Source organism: Flagellimonas alvinocaridis, from assembly GCF_004916895.1.
In the GTDB taxonomy this organism is placed as follows: domain Bacteria; phylum Bacteroidota; class Bacteroidia; order Flavobacteriales; family Flavobacteriaceae; genus Flagellimonas; species Flagellimonas alvinocaridis.
Genome location: NZ_SNTZ01000010.1, coordinates 80,607 through 98,055, shown reverse-complemented (window position 1 = coordinate 98,055; position 17,449 = coordinate 80,607). Strand labels below are relative to the sequence as shown.

The following is a 17,449-nucleotide window of genomic DNA, read 5'->3' as shown; positions in this document are numbered from 1 at the left end:
GTGCTACAACACCTGGTATTCCAATTGGTTCTATGCAACTTTTAGGAGAAAAGAGGACTGATACGTCTAGTAAGGCTTAACTTAGAGACCGTTTTAGTTCTCCTCTTTCTCTTATTTAATATATAAATTCAAAGTAAAGGAGACCGTTAGCCACAATATGACCAAAAAATGAAATACTGTCTCAAAATATTAAAATTCGTATTCATTCCATTGCTTCTTTACGGTTGTTCAAAGGAAATTGAAAATGACTTGACTATAACAAATGTAAATGTTATCAATGTTGAGAATGGAGAGGTTCTGAAGTCAATGGACATATCAATAAACAAAAATAAAATAAGTGGCATCACCAATCACAAAAATAATATTCAATACAAAGGAAAATTAGTTGACGGAACAGATAAATATGTAATTCCTGGTCTATTTGATATGCACACGCATATTTTCAACAACAGCGACCCACAACCACCTAACATTTGGTACTTTCCACTTATGTTGGCAAACGGAGTAACTGGAGTAAGGGATATGTGGGTTAAAACAAAAGAGCAGTCTGAACAAGTTGTGGAGTGGAGAGAAAAATTGAAAACGAATGACTTTGAAGGGCCCCGGATTATGCATATCGGAAGAATCGTTGATGGAGAAGAGCCAATTAACGGCAACTTTGATGTTATTTCGACATTTGATGATGCCAAAGCCTATGTTTTAAAATTGAAAAATGAAGGAATAGATTTTGTAAAAGTGTACAGCAAGATAAACAAAGAGGCTTATGACGGATTTATAGAGGAAACTCAAAAGCAAGGAATGTATGTAGCTGGACATCCGCCATTATCCATTCCATTGGAATATTTGTCAAATACTGGAATGAAAAGTATTGAGCACGTGACTATGCATCATTTGTATTTTTCAGGAATAGAAGATTCGCTTCGACCTAAATTTACAAGAAACCTGCTTGACAATGATGCACTTGCCGAAGCAGTGCGAACATTTGATGAGAAAAAGTTTGAGAACATCGTTAAAGTATTGGTAGAAAACAAAACATTTATCTCACCTACGATCTGGACAAGCAAGATAGATATTGCCAACTTGGGAATGGATTTCTTTGAAGACCAAGAAGGTGTGCCTTTTATTCCACCTGATGAATATGCCGAATGGCAGCATTTTCGAGACACAAAACCTAATTTATCTGACGAAACAAATAAAAGAAATGATTCGATATTCGTCCACGAAAAATTTTTAATCAAGAAAATGTATGATGCAGGAGTTCAGCTACTTGCCGCAACAGATGTTGGTTACTATTATATGATTCCGGGTTTTAGCTTAATTGATGAAGTTATTGAGCTCAAGGATGCAGGAATATCAGAATTAGGAGCACTTCAGACTGCCACCATTAATCCAGCAAAATATTTTAATGCGACAGACTCTCTGGGAACTATTGAAAAAGACAAACTAGCCGACATTGTAATTTTAGAAGCAAATCCGTTAGAAGACATAAAAAATCTCAAAAAGATAAATGCCACAATTATTAACGGAAAGTTATTCGACAAGGAAGCTTTGGGAAAAATGAAAATGAAGGTGCTAACTGCCAATTATAAATCGACATTAAAAAATCTACCACCTGTAGTAAATCCAGAAGATATAAAAATTAACCTTGAGAAGTACACAGGCGAATACGCTACCCTGAATAATGGCTATACATTCAAAGTTGTGATAAGAGACAGTTTGCTAACTATTGACTATGGCTACATTATAGATAAATTGGAGCCATTTAGCAAGCGTCTTTTTCGAGTCCAAAATTCCAATGTATATTACAATTTCGCAGTAAATGAGAAGAATGAAATTATAGGGCTTGAAGTGCTTTTTAATGGACGTGCTTTTGAATATCTGAAGAAATAAATACTGAGCCTAACTTAAGATGGCTATAATTCATTGTTCTCTCATGCTTTGAAAAACCTGATCGCAAAACTTTCAATAAAAAGATTTTTTTGACACCACAAACTCAAGTTGAATTGGAAACATGGATGAAGGAAAACTGTTATAACTTCAACAGTTACACAATTAACGGAAATGCCATTCATGAAGGCTATGGGATTGACAATTTTGGAGGAGTCTTCATATGGTACTATACCGAACGGGGAGAAAAAAATAAACTTAAGTATTTTCAGAGCGAAAAAGATGTTGTTGAACATGCATATCATCAGTTAGTCTCGGACAAATGGGCCAAAACCCATTGCATAGGTTTTACTACTGATAAGAAAGAAACCAATCAATTGGTTGGAGAACTTGAAAATTTAGGAATTCGATTTATGCAAGATGAAATTCCATATTTTGGACCAGACCGGCCTGTTTATAGAACTTTTGTATTTGGCTGTGACATTAATGAAGTAAAACATTTAAAGGCAAAATTTTTTAAAGAAAAGTAGCGTCTATGTCTAATCCAAAAGCAATCTCCCCACCCCAACCCAAATATGCCTATCTTTAGGGCACAAACACCCAACAATTGAACAAGACCGTGGCACATCTCCCAGATCACAAACAGGCCGAGCTGCACCAGCTCACCGCTTTGCTGTCCGGGTTCAAGGAAGTGGAAATGGTGCTGCTCTTTGGCAGCTACGCCCGCGGCAACTGGGTGGAGGACACCTATGTGGAACAGGGCATCACCTACGAGTACCGCAGCGATTACGACCTGCTCGTGGTCCTCACCCATGAAGACCTGCAACAAAAGTTCCGTATAGAGGACCAAATCAAGGCGGAGCTCACCGCCACCGGCCAAGTGGCCACCCCGGTGAACTTTATCTTTCACGGGATCAAACACCTGAACAAGGCCCTAAGGGTGGGGAACTACTTTTTTAGGGACATCAAGGAAGAGGGCATTGTGCTGTACGATTCGCGCAAGCATCAACTGGCATTGCCCAAAAAGCTCACCCCAAAACAGTACCAAGACAAGGCCCAAGACTATTTTGACCAGTGGTTTGATAGCGCGAACGAGTTCTTCGATAATTATGAGTATAAAATAGAGAAGGAAAGTTTAAATAATGCCGCTTTCCAACTGCATCAAGCCGTGGAGCGCTACTACACCACCATTTTGTTGGTGTTCACGGATTACCGGCCCAAGGACCACAATCTGGAGACTTTGGGGATCAAGGTGGCCATGTGCGACAAGCGTTTCGACCTTTTTCCCAAACAGACCGAGGAGCACAAGCGTCTTTTTGAGCTGCTGAAACACGCCTACATCGATGCCCGTTACAACATGAAGGAGTACCACATCACCAAAGGTGATCTGGAATACCTGTCCCACAAAGTACTGCAACTAAAGCAGCTTACCGAGGAAATCTGTCAGGAAAAAATAGCGCAGATCGGGGAAGATGCGGCAAATGCAGGGCCATAGAGCCCAGTTGCACCAATAACAATACCATCAACATCAATCAAAATCGCCATACAATGAAACAATCCACCTTCTACCCTATTTTCACCCTGTTACTAGTTTTTCTCGTATCCTGTGGGGCAGAAAAAAAGTCGAACCTTACGCTGCTCAGCGACCAAATTCCAACGGATACCGCCCTGATCTTTGGGGAAGGTGTGGTCTCCAGCGATGATTTTGAGTTTGCCATCACTTTTAGCCCAGAAATGGATGAACTGTTCTTCACACGCAGAAAACCGGAAGACGATAATGAGATTTTCACCATGAAACTGGAAAATGGGCAATGGTCCAAACCGGAGCCGGCCTTTTTTTCCACCGATGCGGGCTGGGATTTTGAACCCCACATTGACCCCACTGGAAACCTGCTCTATTTTGGGAGCACAAGACCCCTCAACGATACCATCAAGGCCTCCGGGATGCACCAATGGTACAGTACAAAAACCGCAAAAGGATGGAGCGACCCCGAGCCTTTGGGCAGTCCGTTCGTGGATCGGGTGGTCATGTACCTGACCGCTTCGGAAAACGGCAACCGGTACTTTACTTCTGGCGAGAAGGACGACAAACCCGGGGATTGGGTCATTTATAGTTCCGATAAAGAAGCAAGCGGCTATGGTGATGCCAAGACCATGGCAACGGACATCAATTTCTCAGGAAAGTGGATCGCCCATTCCTACATTGCACCGGATGAGAGCTACATGATCTATGATGGTGAAAGCGAAGACGGGTTTGGGGACTGCGACCTGTACATCAGTTTTAACCAGAACGGCACATGGACAGAACCGTATAACATGGGCCCCGAAGTAAATACGGAACATTGTGAAATGACCGCAAGTGTCTCCCCAGATGGAAAGCACCTTTTTTTTCACCGCGGTGTCTCTGGAGATGATGAAGAAGTTGAAATCGGTAATATTTACTGGATAGACTTTGTCCGGCTAAAAGAGAAGATTCTAAGCAAGGTGGGCAACTGACCAAGACTGTCTTCCTAGATCTACACAAAATCCCTACATTTAAGCAAATGAATGGATTGTATCTCCCAAGGTTAAAGATTAGGTAAGATGAAAGTCACCCCAGAACATAACGAACGCATCGCAAAACTGACCTTTGCCGGGGTATATCCACATTACGTGGCCAAGGTGGAGAAGAAAAGTCGTACCCAAGAAGAACTACATGAGGTAATTACATGGCTCACGGGCTTTGATGATGATGACATTCAAAAACATATCGATGCCAAGAGCACTTTTGCGGCCTTCTTCCAAGATGCGGACTTGAACCCCAATGCCAACCTCATTACCGGGGTGATCTGTGGGTATCGGATTGAGGAAATCGACAATCCCCTGACCCAACAGGTCCGCTATTTGGACAAACTGGTGGATGAATTGGCCAAGGGCCGGAAAATGGAAAAAATACTAAGACAGAACTAAACAAATCATGAATCTAACCCTATTGGATGAACCTTTTCAGGTGACCAAAGAACAGGTGGAATTTTACCAAAAGAATGCCTTCATCAAGATCAAGGAGTTTTTATCACCTGAGATCGTGGCGCATTTCAATACGGTCATTTCCAAAAAGGTTGCGGAACTGAACAAGGTGGATGTGCCCATCAATCAGCGGGATACCTACGGGAAGGCCTTTTTGCAACTCTGCAATCTCTGGGTGCAGGACGAGGAAATCAAAAAACTGATCCTGAGCAAGCGGTTGGCCAAGGCGGCCTCAGACCTCATGCAAGTGGATGGGGTTCGTATATACCACGATCAAGCCCTGTTCAAGGAGGCCGGCGGGGGAATCACCCCTTGGCATGCAGACCAATATTATTGGCCGTTGTCTTCGGACAAGTCCATCACCATCTGGATTCCTTTGCAAGAAACACCTTTGGAAATGGGCCCGCTGGAATTCAGTGCGGGCAGCCAAGAGATTCTGTTGGGGCGCGAACTGTCCATCAGCGATGAGAGCGAACAAGTGATCCAAAAAAACTTGAAGATCAATAATTTTCCGCACACCATAGAAGCTTTTGATATTGGCGAGGTCAGTTTTCATTCCGGTTGGATTTTCCACCGGGCCGGGGCCAATACTTCTGGCAAGACCCGAAAGGTTATGACCGTGATCTATATGGACAAGGACATGATTTTGAAGAAACCTGAGAACGACGGCCAAAAGAACGATTGGGAGACCTGGTGTCCGGGAGTGGCCATTGGTGAGACCATAGATTCGCATTTGAACCCTGTCGTATTTTAATAACCACTAAAAAACCTCATGAAAAACAAAATTACCCTCCCCTTATTTTTATTATGGGCCATATCCACCGTTTTCGGACAGGGCTTTACCTCTTCGCAGATAGATTCCTTGGTGAACCGATCTATGGAAATGATGCCCCAAGTGGGTGTTGCCGTGGCCGTAATAGAAAATGGGAAGGTCATCCACTCCAAAGGATACGGAAAACTCTCGGTTGATTCCAAAGAGAAGGTGGATGAGCATAGTTTGTTTCAAATTGCCTCGAACACCAAGGCGTTCACCGCTGCCGCATTGGCCATTTTGGTGGATCAGGGAAAACTTAAATGGGATGATCGGGTGGTTCAACACATACCGGAGTTTACCATGTACAATGCATACGTTCGGGAGAATTTCACCATTGTGGACCTGTTGACTCATCGCAGCGGGCTGGGGCTCGGTGCCGGGGATTTAATGTTTTTCCCTCCGGGAGCTGATTACAAAATTCAGGATGTACTCAACAGTTTTCAATATTTTAAACCCACTTCGGATTTTCGCACCAAATATGATTATGACAACCTGCTCTATATTGTAGCGGGCGAGGTCATTGCCAGGGTAAGCGGCCAGAGTTATGATGAATTTATCGAACAGCAAATTTTAGGTCCGTTGGGCATGGACAGGACCGCGGTTCGTTATAAGCGATTGAAATCGACCCAAAACGTGGCATCGGCCCACTCCACCGAGAACGGAAACGTAAGAAAGGTAGAGCGGTACGTAAAGGGTGAAGGCCCTTTGGTGGCCTCGGGCGGAATCTATTCCAGCGTCCATGACATGTCCAAATGGATCATGGCCCAATTGCAGCAAGGAAAATATGGCGATGCTTTGGACAAACAGATTTTCAGTCCCGAGCGACAAGCGGAAATGTGGCGCCCCTACACCTTTATCAGCTTTCAAACCAGACCGGAACCGGATAACAGGTATCATTTTGGTGCCTATGGTCTTGGATGGCGGATTTCCAATAGGTACGACCATACCGTAATTTCCCATACCGGCGGTCTTCCTGGCATGTTATCCTCCGTGGTAATGGTGCCCGAATTGAATTCGGCAGTTGTGGTACTCACCAATGGCGCTCCCGGAGGCAACAGCTACCATACCATAAGTTCGGCCATTCGGGATGAATGGATACGTAAGGACCGATGGGATTATCTGGCGTCTGCCAAGCAACAGCTGGAATCTGGGCAGGCCGAGGCCGATGCTACTTTGGATGCCGTTTGGGAAAGTGCCACAATCTCCGATGTGAAAAAACTGGGTGCAAGCTCCTTTTTAGGAACCTATGAAGATAAATGGTTCGGAAAGGTATCCATCGAAAACCATGGCGGAAAACTTTGGTTTAGGTCACTCCGTTCCCCTCAGCTGAATGGGGAAATGTTCCATTACAAGGACAGCACCTTTGCCGTTAAAATGGCCTATACGGATATGCAGTGTGATGCCTTTGCCATTTTTAAAATGGATGCTTCAGGAACCCCAGTTGGGATTCAAATGAAAGGGATTTCGCCAAATATGGATTTTAGCTTTGATTATCAAGATTTGGATTTGGTCCGAATCAAGGAATAAAAAATAAGAATGAAAGTAATACTGATTGGCGGCACTGGCCATATTGGCACATACTTGGTGCCAAAACTTGTTGAAGCAGGTCATGATGTGGTCTGTGTAAGTCGGCAACAGTCCCAACCCTATGCCGATCATGAGGCATGGCAATCCGTGGAGTTTGTGGGCATTGATCGGGAAAAATCCGAAGAGCACGGGGATTTTGGGGCTCAAATCGTATCCCTGAACGGCGAAGTGGTCATTGATTTGATTTGTTTCACCCCCCAGAGTGCCCAACATCTTGCTGAAAACCTAAAGGGCAAAGTGCGACATTTTCTACACTGTGGGACCATGTGGGTCCATGGGCATACCGTACAGGTTCCCACCACGGAGTCTGCAGAACGGAATCCCTTTGGCACCTACGGGATCAACAAGGCAAAGATTGAAGCCTACTTGCTCAATTTCCATAAAGAATATGGTTTTCCGGTCACTATTCTCCACCCAGGGCATATTACGGGACCGGGATGGTTGCCCGTGAACCCGGCCGGAAATCTAAATCCGGAGGTATTTCTACGATTGGCCCAAGGAGAGGAAATCACCTTGCCCAACCTTGGGATGGAAACGGTTCATCATGTGCATGCGGACGATGTGGCACAGGCTTTTGTCAAGGCCATAGCGAACAGGGAAAGTGCGATCGGTGAAAGTTTCCATGTAGATTCGGAGCAGGCACTTACCTTGAGGGGCTATGCGGAAGAAATGGCCAAGCTATTCGGGCAAGTACCCCAATTGCGGTTTCAACCTTGGGAGGTATGGCAAAAGAGTGTTAGTGAAAGAGATAGGGAACTCACATGGGACCACATTGCGCACAGCCCGTGTGGCAGCATCGAAAAAGCAAGGAAATTGTTGGGATATCAACCCAAATACAGCTCGTTGCAAGCCGTACAGGAAGCTGTTGAACACTATTTCCAAAAAGAGGGCATACATTATCCATAAAAGATGAGTATCTTAAAGTCAAGACGTACACCATAAAGAGAAAAGACCATGAGTTATTATTTCAGTAAAATTTTGAAGGAGAAAGATTTTGAAAAAGCCCTTGAAAAGGTAACCCTTGAGCTGAAGAATGAAGGTTTTGGGGTGCTCACCGAAATAGATATTGCCCAGACCCTGAAAAAGAAATTGGATGTGGACTTTAAGAAATATAGGATTTTGGGAGCCTGTAATCCGCCCTATGCTTATGAGGCATTGAAGCAGGAAGATAAAATTGGGCTCTTTCTGCCTTGCAATGTGGTTGTTTTGGAAAATGAGGACGGGGATATCGAGGTGGCAGCCGTAGATCCCGTGGCATCCATGATTTCGGTCAAGAATGACAGCTTGGGTCCCGTGGCACAAGAAATCCGGCAAAAGCTCAAAAATGTAATCGATAAACTATAGTGGTCTATAGTTCCCTGATCTTGATGTCGCGGAACCACACCTCAAAATACCAATCCTGTAATGTAATCTTCCCTTGGGTGGCTTGACCAAATTCAGGGTAGTTTTTAAAATGGGTCGCCGATATTTTTTGCGGCCATTCGGGTGAGGTGAAATCTTCTACTGCAGTTAGTACACCATTTAAATAGAATTCCACTTTTCCATTAACCTGTTTGATGCGGGTCTGGTTCCACTGGCCAGATTTTGTAATGGCTTCATTTTTCTGGGGGGAAAATCCATACAGGCATCCTGATTTTTTAACGGCCACATCATGATCCATATGGTTGGGGTCCAGAATTTGGTACTCGGGCCCAGTTTGATAGGCCGTGCCAACATCTGGTTTCTCATGAACGTTGATGAATATGCCGCTATTTCCACGGTCCGAGATTTTCCATTCCAAGACCAACTCATAGTTTTCATAGGCTTTATCGGTGACCAAATCCTCATTGTGTTCGGATTCTAGTTCCACATTTCTATGGAGTTCACCGTTTTTAACCTCCCAGACGGATGGTGCACCAGCATTGTACACATGCCAACCGTTCAAGGTTTCCCCATCGAACAACAGCTCCCACCCCTGCTCTTTTTCAATATCGAGCAGCTGATTGTGGGTGGCGTTTTCCTCTGCCAGTTTTTTGGTATTCCAAACATGGGTATCTTCTTTTTTGGTTTCTTTTTTACAGGAAATGGCCATCAAAACAAGTAAAGAAAGGCCAACAAATTTTGCGCTCATGATTTTGATTTGGCCTAAAAATACTTAAATAAACTTAGCAATGCATGTTCATAACATCGTTAACAACTATCAGCTTTACAAAAAATGCTAGGTGGACGATTGTGTAACTTTATTGAAACTAATAGCCATGGATTCACGATCTAAGAGTCTTTTGGACCTCCGCCCCGAAATTCTACAGTCTTATTTCAACAACCAAATGAGTGCGGAAGAACGTTTTCAGAACCAGACTTTACGCCCTGTCATTAAACTCCAAAACCTTTTGTTGGTAGAAGCTTTCAAGAATTACATTGCCAAACACAAAGGGGTTTTCCATGACCTTCCTTTGGAGAAAAAGATGGAATATATTGAGCGGGCCATCCAAAAGGACATCAAGTTTCGAAATTCGCTCAAGGGCATGGTCATTGGGCAATTTACGGTTGAAGAGTACCAAGCATACATTAAAAACTCCTCTGCCCTGAACAAGCGGATGATGAATATGGTCATTGAACGGCTGAAGGACCAAGTACAACTTTTGGAAAGTGAAGTGCTACTACAGCATTGACTCTCCATTGAGATTGGTGGTGAGGATATCGCTCATCAAATCAAAATAAGGTCGAATAGCCCGGTACGATTTGTCCACGTCCTCAATAAAATTCGGGGATAGCACCTCTTGGTCTGTAAAATTCCGCACAAAGACATACTGTTTGTTTTTGATGAGGCCAATATCCGGGTGGTCCTTGTCGAAACCTTTTGGCGCTGTTTTTACGGCATCGCCTTGAAGTTCTCCCCAGATTTTTTTGAAATCCGGGTCACTGATGATCTTCCTAAAATCGGACGCATCCATTTCCAATTCTTTTCGTATGCGAAAAAGGTCTTCTTTATTGGGTGCCCAAAAGCCGGTGGCCAGCAGAGAATTTCCCGGCTGTAAATGAATGTAATATCCTCCTCTTAGATGTGCGCCCAGTCGTGAAAACGACCCTGCAAAGTGGGTTTTATATGGGGTTTTGTCCTTGGAAAAACGTACATCCCTATAAATCCGGAACATTTTCATTTTCTCGATATCGTCGTGTTGACTCAGTCGTTCCTTAACGCTTTCAAAAAAGGATTTAACCTCTGATTCATGTTTTTTAAAAACGGATTTATTCTTTTCAAACCACTCTTTATTGTTGTTTTTGGCAAGTACTTTTAATATGTCAAAAGCTTCTTTGGAGATAATGGAATTATTCACGACTTCTTTTTAGGATGTGTTATTTTTAAGCTAAAGTTATACATTTCTATAAGTGGATGGTTAGGTTTTGGCTAATTTTAGGACAACTTTTAAAGCATGGACAAGGAGAAAATCATCGCAGAACTGAATAGGCACAAGAAACAACCCTATTTAGACTATAGACTAAAAGAAGAAACAGAGGAATTTACCAATACACTTTTCTATACCCTCTTTGATGTAAATACACCCGTTGCCGAGAATCTTGATGTTTTGGAGGAAAAGTTTCAACATTTGGCAGATATGGCCTGTTGGGAGTTGCAAAAGCCCTGCACCAAAGTGTGGGACAATTATGTATCCCGATTACCAGAGGTTTTGGAAAAACTCAACTTGGATGCCGAGGCCATTTTGGATTGTGACCCAGCCTCATTGTCCATTCAGGAAATCTATATGGCCTATCCCGGCTTTTACGCCATTGCCATATACCGTTTGGCCCATGAACTGTATATTCAAGGTTTTCCTTTGGTGCCGAGACTTATGACCGAATATGCCCACAGACAAACGGGAGTGGACATCAATCCGGGTGCACAGATAGGAAAATCATTCTTTATTGATCATGCCACTGGTGTGGTCATAGGGGAAACTGCCGTGATTCATGACCATGTGAAAATTTATCAAGGGGTAACCCTGGGAGCCCTTTATGTGGCCAAAAGTCTGCAAAAGACCAAAAGGCATCCTACCATTATGTCCAATGTCACCATTTATGCCAATGCCACCATTTTAGGTGGGAACACTGTGATTGGGGAGAATTCGGTAATTGGGGGTAATGCATGGCTAACGTCTTCTGTTCCACCGAATTCAACAGTATTTCATACGCCCGAAATCAAAATAAAAACCGCTCCAAGCAATGTCTAAAACTATTCTGGACCTTATAGGGAACACACCTATGGTAGAATCCAAGGTGTTGAATCCCAATCCTAATGTGAAATTACTTTTTAAACTGGAAGGAAACAACCCGGGTGGAAGTGTTAAGGACCGACCTGCCTATAATATGATCAGGAGTGGATTGGAACGTGGGGATTTTTCATCGTCTTCAAAGCTAATTGAGGCCACTAGTGGAAATACAGGTATTGCTTTGGCCATGATTGCGGGAATTTATGGGCTTGATATTGAGTTGGTAATGCCCGAAAACTCCACCAAGGAGCGCGTACAGACCATGCGCGCTTATGGAGCCAAGGTAACTTTGACACCAACAGATGTGGGGATTGAAGGTGCCCGAGACTATGCAGAGGCCAAGGTCAGGGATGAAGGGTATGTTATGCTCAACCAGTTTGCCAATAACGACAACTGGATGGCCCATTACCAAACCACTGGACCGGAAATTTGGAAGGACACCCATGGCGAAATCACCCATTTTGTATCCAGTATGGGTACCACAGGAACTATTATGGGAACCTCTACCTATTTGAAGGAACAGGATTCCAAGGTTCAGATTGTGGGTGTGCAGCCTACCGATGATTCCAAGATTCCAGGCATTCGCAAATGGCCCGAAGCTTATCTTCCCAAGATATTCAATCCCAAAAAAGTGGATACTGTATTGGAGGTCAGTGAAACAGAAGCTACTGAAATGGCCAAGCGCTTGGCCAAGGAAGAAGGGATTTTTGCAGGGATGAGCAGTGGTGGAGCCGCTGCGGCAGCGATTCGATTGGCCGAAACCCTTGAAAGAGGCACTATTGTATCCATTGTTTGTGATAGAGGGGATCGTTACCTTTCTTCGGATTTATTTGATTGAGATTATTTTAGTTCCATCTCAACTGCGTTTCGGTATTCCTTAAAATCTATAAGATTATTATGGTTTCCATTGGGAATGGTGTATATCTTTTTGTCTTCATTCTGAATGGAATCAAACAATTTTTTGCCAGATTTATAGGGAACCACCCTATCGTCGGTACCATGGAAGATACGAATGGGGCAATCTACCTCCTTCAAAAATTGATATGACGGAATCTTATAGCGCAATAGATAGGAAACTGGTAAAAATGGAAATCGTTCTTGGGCTATTTCTGAAAGACTATAAAAAGGAGTTTCCAAAATAAGTTTTTGGGGTCGGTTTTTGGAAGTCAACTGACTTGCAATGCCAGTACCCAATGATCTTCCATAAACAATAATATTGTTTTCTTCATATTTTTCCTTGGCATAGGTATAGAACAGTTGGGCATCTTGATAGAGTGCCTGTTCACTAAGTTTGCCAGTGCTTTTGCCATAATTGCGATAATCCATCACCAAAACATCATAATCCAAGTCAACAAAGGGTAATACGATTTCACCCCAGCGTGACAAATCGCCAGCATTCCCATGAAAATATAAAATCAATCCTTTAGGGTTTTCCGAATAAAAATGAAGGGCGTTCAAACGTGCTCCATCTTTGGCATCAAGAAAGATTTCATTAAAATTGGCATTGAATTCATAGAGATGGTTCTCGGATAGCTTGGTGGGCAAAAAAATGAGTTTTTCCTGAAATGAATAGAGCATAATCGAGAGCAGTATCAAGATGGACGCTACTATAATACCGAAACGCTTAAGCTTTGGCATTGGCGCGTTTTGAAGAGTGTTTCACATTGATGCTGGAACCTTCCAGATTCACTTTGGTGGGGCGGCTGGTGATGATTTCTTCCAACATGCTGTGGTATGATTCAAAGTTGTTCAAGTCTTTGTGTCCTCCTCCTATTATGGTATATAATTTTGATAATTCCGATTTTATTTTGGATAGCTTGACACTGGTTTTATAGGGAATGAGTCTATCGTCGGTCCCATGTATGATATGTATGGGGCAGTTAACGTACTTTAACCACTTGTACGTGGGCATTGGAAATTTGATCAATAGGGAGAGTGGCATAAACGGAATGAATTTTTTAGCCACCTTGCTTAAACTGTAGTAGGGAGCATCCAGAATGAGCATTCGCGGAGAGTTCATGGAGGCCAGTTTGGCCGCAAAACCCGAACCCATGGAGCGTCCATAGAGAATAATGTATTTTTCAGGCACCTTTTCCTTGATTTTATTGTACACCACCTGCATATCACGCTTGATGGCTTTTTGGGTACGTCGTCCCGTACTCTTCCCGAAACCACGATAGTCCACCATAATCACATCATACCCATGACGGGTAAAGTCCACGGCAAACTTGCCCCATCCTTTAATACTTCTGGAGTTTCCTTTTAGATAGAAAACTACACCTTTGGGATCTCTTGATTTAAACCGAAGTCCATTAATGGTTGCTCCGTCCCTTGTCTCAACATTATACTCCTCAATTTCTTGATTATCGTAATAAAACTGAAAATCTTTGGGCAGTTTTTCTGGTTTGAAAAGAAAATAGTCCTGTAAATAATACAATAGTATGCTTGACAAAAGGTACACTCCAAGTAGAGTAAACACTATGTAGAGCCAATTTTGCATACTAAATCATTTGCTCCAAAATACAAAAAATACCGACAAGTCAACTACACGGCATTAAGGGTCGAGTAGTAGTATTCATGATAGTAAATAGAGGGGATTGATTAATCAAAACTGGGAGTTCACATCAATATCCTATGCCTTGCCAACATTATTTACGGTTCGTCGATTAATTTAAAATAAAGCCAAAGGCCTCCCGTTTTTTTAAAGTTTTTGAGTGATCCCAAATCTCTGGACGTAAATGAAGCATTACGACAAAATCCTACCTTGCAAAATAGGCATCATCATTAGTTTGATGGTACTGATAGCATTGGATATTCTAAACTTTTATGGTGTTTACACCAATCAATTTTATTTTTCAAAACCAGACAACTATATATTTCCAATATTGAGTTTGGTCCACTTGGTCTACTTATATTTTTTATGGTACGGAATAGGGAAAACGGCACCGCACAGTTCCAAATTGCGGAATACGGAGTTCGCCCTTTACGTTATCATAATCGTATATATTTTTAAAATCTATGATAGTGTCCAGACTCTTATTTTATTTCCAGAGTTTGTAGAGCGGATAGTCCCCGAGACGTTTAAACCAGTGGCCGTTCTCACATTGACACTGTACTGTCTGCTCACTATACTTACCATTACACTATTTAGGTATAGAAAACAATATGTAGGCCCCTATAATGTTGAAAGCTACAATGAGCAATTCGATATTTGGAAATAGTTTCTGTTTTACAACCCCCTAATGTAACTTCCGTAAAGATCTTTGAATTGATACCCTTGGGTAAAACGGTGCTTGCTCAATTTTTTATGGGCCACCAAGCCCCAGAGTAACAATTCTTTCATAAAATAGGAGTCTTCTTTTGAAATATCGGGTTGATATTCTTTTAAAAGAGCCCTCAATGGAGCTACTGAATCTAATTTAGATTTATATTCCTCATCGGAATCCTCATCTAGAAGGTCAAAGCCTTCACCTTCAAAGAACCAATGTATAAGTTCATCATATTCCGTTTCGGCATCTTTTCGCTGTAGCTTGTCAATCTTTGGGAAATAATTGGGAAATATGGATTTTATGGCTTCTTCAACCAAGGTTTCGGCTACAAAACCGGCCCCTTCCTGTTCCCCTTCATAAACCAGTTCTATTTTTCCTGTGATGGAAGGAATCACGCCCATAAAATCACTTAGACGAACGGTAGTCTTTTCATCTCCAGATTTAATGGCCCTACGTTCCGCGGTACTCAATAAATTTTCAAAAGCGGTAATGCTCATACGGGCACTTACCCCACTTTTGGCATCTACATATTCACTGTTTCTGGCCTCAAAGCTGATTTGCTCCAACACTTCCATGGCTATATCTGGCACATGGATTCCTTCGGATTGCCGCTGATCAAGACGGGCTTCTTGCTGGGTGATTTTTTTGGCAATGGAAATCGTTTCAGGATAGTGAGTCAAAATCTGGGACCCTATCCTATCTTTCAGTGGGGTTACAATACTACCCCTATTGGTATAATCCTCTGGATTGGCGGTAAAAACAAATTGTAGGTCCAAAGGAAGGCGTAGTTTGAATCCTCTGATCTGGATATCCCCTTCCTGAAGTATATTGAATAGTGCCACTTGAATCCTAGCTTGAAGATCTGGAAGTTCATTGATGACAAAAATACAGCGGTTGGCCCTTGGGATCATGCCAAAATGGATTACCCGGTCATCCGCATAGGAAAGCTTGAGGTTGGCCGCTTTTATGGGGTCTACATCACCAATGAGGTCTGCAACGGTAACATCTGGCGTGGCTAACTTCTCATAGAAACGTTCATCCCGATGAATCCATTCAATCGGGATTTTATCCCCTTTTTCCTTGATCAGTTCCGTGGCATACCTGGAAATGGGCTGCAAGGGATCGTCATGCACTTCAGAACCGGCCACAACGGGCATCCACTCATCCAAAAGTTGTACCATCAATCGGGCCAATCGGGTTTTGGCCTGACCTCGCAATCCCAATAGATTGATGTTGTGCCGGGACAGTATGGCCCGTTCCAACTCAGGAATTACGGAGTTTTCATAGCCCCATACCCCTTGAAAGGTTTCCTCACCGCTGGCAATTTTCCTCAATAGGTTGGTACGTAACTCATCTTTGATACTCTTACTTTGGTACCCTGAGGCTTTCAACTCCCCGAGGGTCTTTATTTGGGTATGATTTAATTTCATAGAAATCGTTATCCTTTGATTCGTCTTTTTCGGTTTTGTTCGTAATCCTCAAAAATCATTTCACCCAGACCTTTTAGACCTGTATAAAAAGCCTTACCCTTGTTGGCTTGGGTAAACTCCCTCACAAACTGCATCAAATACGGGTCCTGGGCAATCATGAAGGTGGTGATGGGAATGTGGAGTTTTCGGGCCTGCTGTGCCATGGCATAGCATTTTTCCACGATATACTCATCCAAGCCTACACTGTTTTTATAGTAGTCGCCGTTGGGCAGTCGTAAACACGACGGCTTTCCGTCCGTGATCATGAAAATCTGTTTATTGGTGTTCCGCTTTCTACGGAGCATGTCCATGGCCAATTGCAGACCGGCCACGGTATTCGTGTGGTAAGGCCCTACCTTTAGGTAGGGAAGGTCTTTAATGGGAATGGGCCACGCATCGTTTCCAAAGACCAATATGTCCAAGGTGTCCTTGGGATATCGGGTAGTGATCAATTCCGCCAAGGCCATGGCCACTTTTTTGGCAGGGGTAATTCGGTCTTCACCGTAGAGGATCATGCTATGGCTGATATCGATCATCAAGACCGTGCTCATCTGTGCCTTATGCTGGGTGTCTTCCACTACAAGGTCATCCTCATTCAATGAGAAGCTGTCCAGTCCATGGTTTACTTGGGCATTTTTAAGACTTTCGGTCATGGAAATATGTTCAAGGGCATCCCCAAATCGATATTCCCGAAATTCTCCCGTGTGTTCATCCCCCCTTCCCGACTTTCCGGTTCTATGGTTTCCGGCGCCGCTACGCTTGAGCTTCCCAAAGATTTGGTCCAAGGCCCGCTGGCGCAACATACGCTCTAATTTGGCAGTAATGGACAGATTGCCACCTCTGGCCCCTTCTTCATCACCTTCTTCCGCTTGTCCCCCTTCAGGGTTATCCGTATCAAATTCCTCCCGGATATAGCCTTTTGCCTTGAGGTCCTCTATAAAATCGTCAATGGTGTAATTGTCATCGGTAAGTTCGTACTCCTTGTCCAACTCCCTGAGCCAGTCCAAAGCCTCTTCCACATCACCTGAAGTATGTGTAATGAGTTCCTGAAAAATCTCAAAGAGTTTTTCGAACGGGGTTTGGTCCGGCGCTTCGTAGGTGGTAAAACGAAACCCTTTTCTTGTATTCATAGCCATTACATAAAATTAACTCATTTTGATCTAATGGCTC

The 17,449-nt window shown here is 43.1% G+C and carries 19 protein-coding genes; 13 read left to right on the top strand and 6 right to left on the bottom strand.

The genetic code is table 11. The features are described 5' to 3' along the window. Nucleotides 1-168 precede the first annotated feature (168 nt). From EZV76_RS14130 to EZV76_RS14090, 9 genes are all read left to right on the top strand, one after another. The gene (locus EZV76_RS14130) at nucleotides 169-1,890 is read left to right on the top strand and encodes an amidohydrolase family protein (RefSeq protein ID WP_136567218.1); all 1,722 of its coding nucleotides are present in this window, start codon (nucleotides 169-171) and stop codon (nucleotides 1,888-1,890) included. Nucleotides 1,891-1,979: 89 nt separating this feature from the next. Beyond that, a complete protein-coding gene (locus EZV76_RS14125; RefSeq protein ID WP_136567217.1) occupies nucleotides 1,980-2,417 on the top strand; it encodes a hypothetical protein in 438 nt (145 codons plus the stop codon). 77 nt (nucleotides 2,418-2,494) lie between these two features. Next, complete coding sequence (locus tag EZV76_RS14120; RefSeq protein WP_136567216.1) at nucleotides 2,495-3,382, top strand: HEPN domain-containing protein; 888 nt, start codon at nucleotides 2,495-2,497, stop codon at nucleotides 3,380-3,382. A gap of 53 nt (nucleotides 3,383-3,435) precedes the next feature. Then, nucleotides 3,436-4,383: a TolB-like translocation protein gene (locus tag EZV76_RS14115; protein WP_136567215.1), complete on the top strand. Its 948-nt coding sequence runs from the start codon at nucleotides 3,436-3,438 to the stop codon at nucleotides 4,381-4,383. 87 nt (nucleotides 4,384-4,470) lie between these two features. Next, nucleotides 4,471-4,836, top strand: coding sequence for a DUF2200 domain-containing protein (locus EZV76_RS14110; RefSeq protein WP_136567214.1), 366 nt, complete (start codon nucleotides 4,471-4,473; stop codon nucleotides 4,834-4,836). Between the two features lie 7 nt (nucleotides 4,837-4,843). Then, complete coding sequence (locus EZV76_RS14105; RefSeq protein ID WP_136567213.1) at nucleotides 4,844-5,647, top strand: phytanoyl-CoA dioxygenase family protein; 804 nt, start codon at nucleotides 4,844-4,846, stop codon at nucleotides 5,645-5,647. Nucleotides 5,648-5,665: 18 nt separating this feature from the next. Beyond that, nucleotides 5,666-7,234: a serine hydrolase gene (locus EZV76_RS14100; protein WP_136567212.1), complete on the top strand. Its 1,569-nt coding sequence runs from the start codon at nucleotides 5,666-5,668 to the stop codon at nucleotides 7,232-7,234. 9 nt (nucleotides 7,235-7,243) lie between these two features. Next, nucleotides 7,244-8,200: an NAD-dependent epimerase/dehydratase family protein gene (locus EZV76_RS14095; protein ID WP_136567211.1), complete on the top strand. Its 957-nt coding sequence runs from the start codon at nucleotides 7,244-7,246 to the stop codon at nucleotides 8,198-8,200. A 48-nt stretch (nucleotides 8,201-8,248) separates the two neighbouring features. Then, a complete protein-coding gene (locus EZV76_RS14090; protein WP_136567210.1) occupies nucleotides 8,249-8,638 on the top strand; it encodes a DUF302 domain-containing protein in 390 nt (129 codons plus the stop codon). Between the two features lie 4 nt (nucleotides 8,639-8,642). Here EZV76_RS14090 and EZV76_RS14085 read toward each other — a convergent pair whose 3' ends face one another. Next, nucleotides 8,643-9,404 (bottom strand): 3-keto-disaccharide hydrolase, encoded by a 762-nt coding sequence (locus EZV76_RS14085; RefSeq protein WP_136567209.1) that lies wholly within the window; start codon nucleotides 9,402-9,404, stop codon nucleotides 8,643-8,645. A 127-nt stretch (nucleotides 9,405-9,531) separates the two neighbouring features. On the opposite strand from EZV76_RS14085, the gene EZV76_RS14080 reads away from it, so the two are divergent. Then, nucleotides 9,532-9,945, top strand: coding sequence for a glyoxalase (locus tag EZV76_RS14080; protein WP_136567208.1), 414 nt, complete (start codon nucleotides 9,532-9,534; stop codon nucleotides 9,943-9,945). Here the strand turns inward: EZV76_RS14080 and EZV76_RS14075 are convergent. After that, the gene (locus EZV76_RS14075; protein WP_136567207.1) at nucleotides 9,934-10,611 is read right to left on the bottom strand and encodes a DUF2461 domain-containing protein; all 678 of its coding nucleotides are present in this window, start codon (nucleotides 10,609-10,611) and stop codon (nucleotides 9,934-9,936) included. The two genes, EZV76_RS14080 and EZV76_RS14075, sit on opposite strands and share 12 nt — an antisense overlap. 96 nt (nucleotides 10,612-10,707) lie before the next feature. Here EZV76_RS14075 and epsC point away from each other — a divergent pair, with 96 nt between their 5' ends. Both epsC and cysM read left to right on the top strand, forming a co-directional pair. Beyond that, entirely contained in the window at nucleotides 10,708-11,502 is a 795-nt protein-coding gene (epsC, locus tag EZV76_RS14070; protein ID WP_136567206.1) for a serine O-acetyltransferase EpsC, read from the top strand. Continuing rightward, nucleotides 11,495-12,379 carry a cysteine synthase CysM gene (gene cysM / locus EZV76_RS14065; RefSeq protein ID WP_136567205.1) on the top strand — a complete coding sequence of 295 codons (885 nt, stop codon included), beginning with the start codon at nucleotides 11,495-11,497 and terminating at the stop codon, nucleotides 12,377-12,379. Before epsC ends, cysM begins: the two co-directional genes overlap by 8 nt. A 2-nt stretch (nucleotides 12,380-12,381) precedes the next feature. Here the strand turns inward: cysM and EZV76_RS14060 are convergent, their stop codons facing one another. Both EZV76_RS14060 and EZV76_RS14055 read right to left on the bottom strand, forming a co-directional pair. Beyond that, on the bottom strand, nucleotides 12,382-13,179 hold the full coding sequence (locus EZV76_RS14060; protein WP_136567204.1) for an alpha/beta hydrolase: 798 nt from the start codon (nucleotides 13,177-13,179) through the stop codon (nucleotides 12,382-12,384). Further along, a complete protein-coding gene (locus EZV76_RS14055; RefSeq protein ID WP_136567203.1) occupies nucleotides 13,166-14,041 on the bottom strand; it encodes an alpha/beta hydrolase in 876 nt (291 codons plus the stop codon). The genes EZV76_RS14060 and EZV76_RS14055 overlap by 14 nt, the downstream gene beginning before the upstream one ends. 238 nt (nucleotides 14,042-14,279) lie before the next feature. On the opposite strand from EZV76_RS14055, the gene EZV76_RS14050 reads away from it, so the two are divergent. Beyond that, nucleotides 14,280-14,762 (top strand): hypothetical protein, encoded by a 483-nt coding sequence (locus EZV76_RS14050; protein WP_136567202.1) that lies wholly within the window; start codon nucleotides 14,280-14,282, stop codon nucleotides 14,760-14,762. 8 nt (nucleotides 14,763-14,770) lie between these two features. Here EZV76_RS14050 and EZV76_RS14045 read toward each other — a convergent pair whose 3' ends face one another. Further along, nucleotides 14,771-16,240, bottom strand: a complete 1,470-nt coding sequence (locus EZV76_RS14045) for a MoxR family ATPase (protein WP_136567201.1) — start codon at nucleotides 16,238-16,240, stop codon at nucleotides 14,771-14,773. Nucleotides 16,241-16,248: 8 nt separating this feature from the next. Further along, a complete protein-coding gene (locus EZV76_RS14040) occupies nucleotides 16,249-17,415 on the bottom strand; it encodes a vWA domain-containing protein (protein ID WP_136567200.1) in 1,167 nt (388 codons plus the stop codon). Nucleotides 17,416-17,449 lie beyond the last annotated feature (34 nt).

Excerpts from the sequence above, each read along its gene's own strand:
- EZV76_RS14130 (WP_136567218.1), top strand. The coding sequence starts at position 169 with ATGAAATACTGTCTCAAAATATTAAAATTCGTATTCATTCCATTGCTT.
- EZV76_RS14115 (WP_136567215.1), top strand. The coding sequence starts at position 3,436 with ATGAAACAATCCACCTTCTACCCTATTTTCACCCTGTTACTAGTTTTT.
- EZV76_RS14110 (WP_136567214.1), top strand. The coding sequence starts at position 4,471 with ATGAAAGTCACCCCAGAACATAACGAACGCATCGCAAAACTGACCTTT.
- EZV76_RS14105 (WP_136567213.1), top strand. The coding sequence starts at position 4,844 with ATGAATCTAACCCTATTGGATGAACCTTTTCAGGTGACCAAAGAACAG.
- EZV76_RS14100 (WP_136567212.1), top strand. The coding sequence starts at position 5,666 with ATGAAAAACAAAATTACCCTCCCCTTATTTTTATTATGGGCCATATCC.
- EZV76_RS14095 (WP_136567211.1), top strand. The coding sequence starts at position 7,244 with ATGAAAGTAATACTGATTGGCGGCACTGGCCATATTGGCACATACTTG.
- EZV76_RS14090 (WP_136567210.1), top strand. The coding sequence starts at position 8,249 with ATGAGTTATTATTTCAGTAAAATTTTGAAGGAGAAAGATTTTGAAAAA.
- EZV76_RS14085 (WP_136567209.1), bottom strand. The coding sequence starts at position 9,404 with ATGAGCGCAAAATTTGTTGGCCTTTCTTTACTTGTTTTGATGGCCATT.
- EZV76_RS14080 (WP_136567208.1), top strand. The coding sequence starts at position 9,532 with ATGGATTCACGATCTAAGAGTCTTTTGGACCTCCGCCCCGAAATTCTA.
- epsC (WP_136567206.1), top strand. The coding sequence starts at position 10,708 with ATGGACAAGGAGAAAATCATCGCAGAACTGAATAGGCACAAGAAACAA.
- cysM (WP_136567205.1), top strand. The coding sequence starts at position 11,495 with ATGTCTAAAACTATTCTGGACCTTATAGGGAACACACCTATGGTAGAA.
- EZV76_RS14060 (WP_136567204.1), bottom strand. The coding sequence starts at position 13,179 with ATGCCAAAGCTTAAGCGTTTCGGTATTATAGTAGCGTCCATCTTGATA.
- EZV76_RS14055 (WP_136567203.1), bottom strand. The coding sequence starts at position 14,041 with ATGCAAAATTGGCTCTACATAGTGTTTACTCTACTTGGAGTGTACCTT.
- EZV76_RS14050 (WP_136567202.1), top strand. The coding sequence starts at position 14,280 with ATGAAGCATTACGACAAAATCCTACCTTGCAAAATAGGCATCATCATT.
- EZV76_RS14045 (WP_136567201.1), bottom strand. The coding sequence starts at position 16,240 with ATGAAATTAAATCATACCCAAATAAAGACCCTCGGGGAGTTGAAAGCC.
- EZV76_RS14040 (WP_136567200.1), bottom strand. The coding sequence starts at position 17,415 with ATGGCTATGAATACAAGAAAAGGGTTTCGTTTTACCACCTACGAAGCG.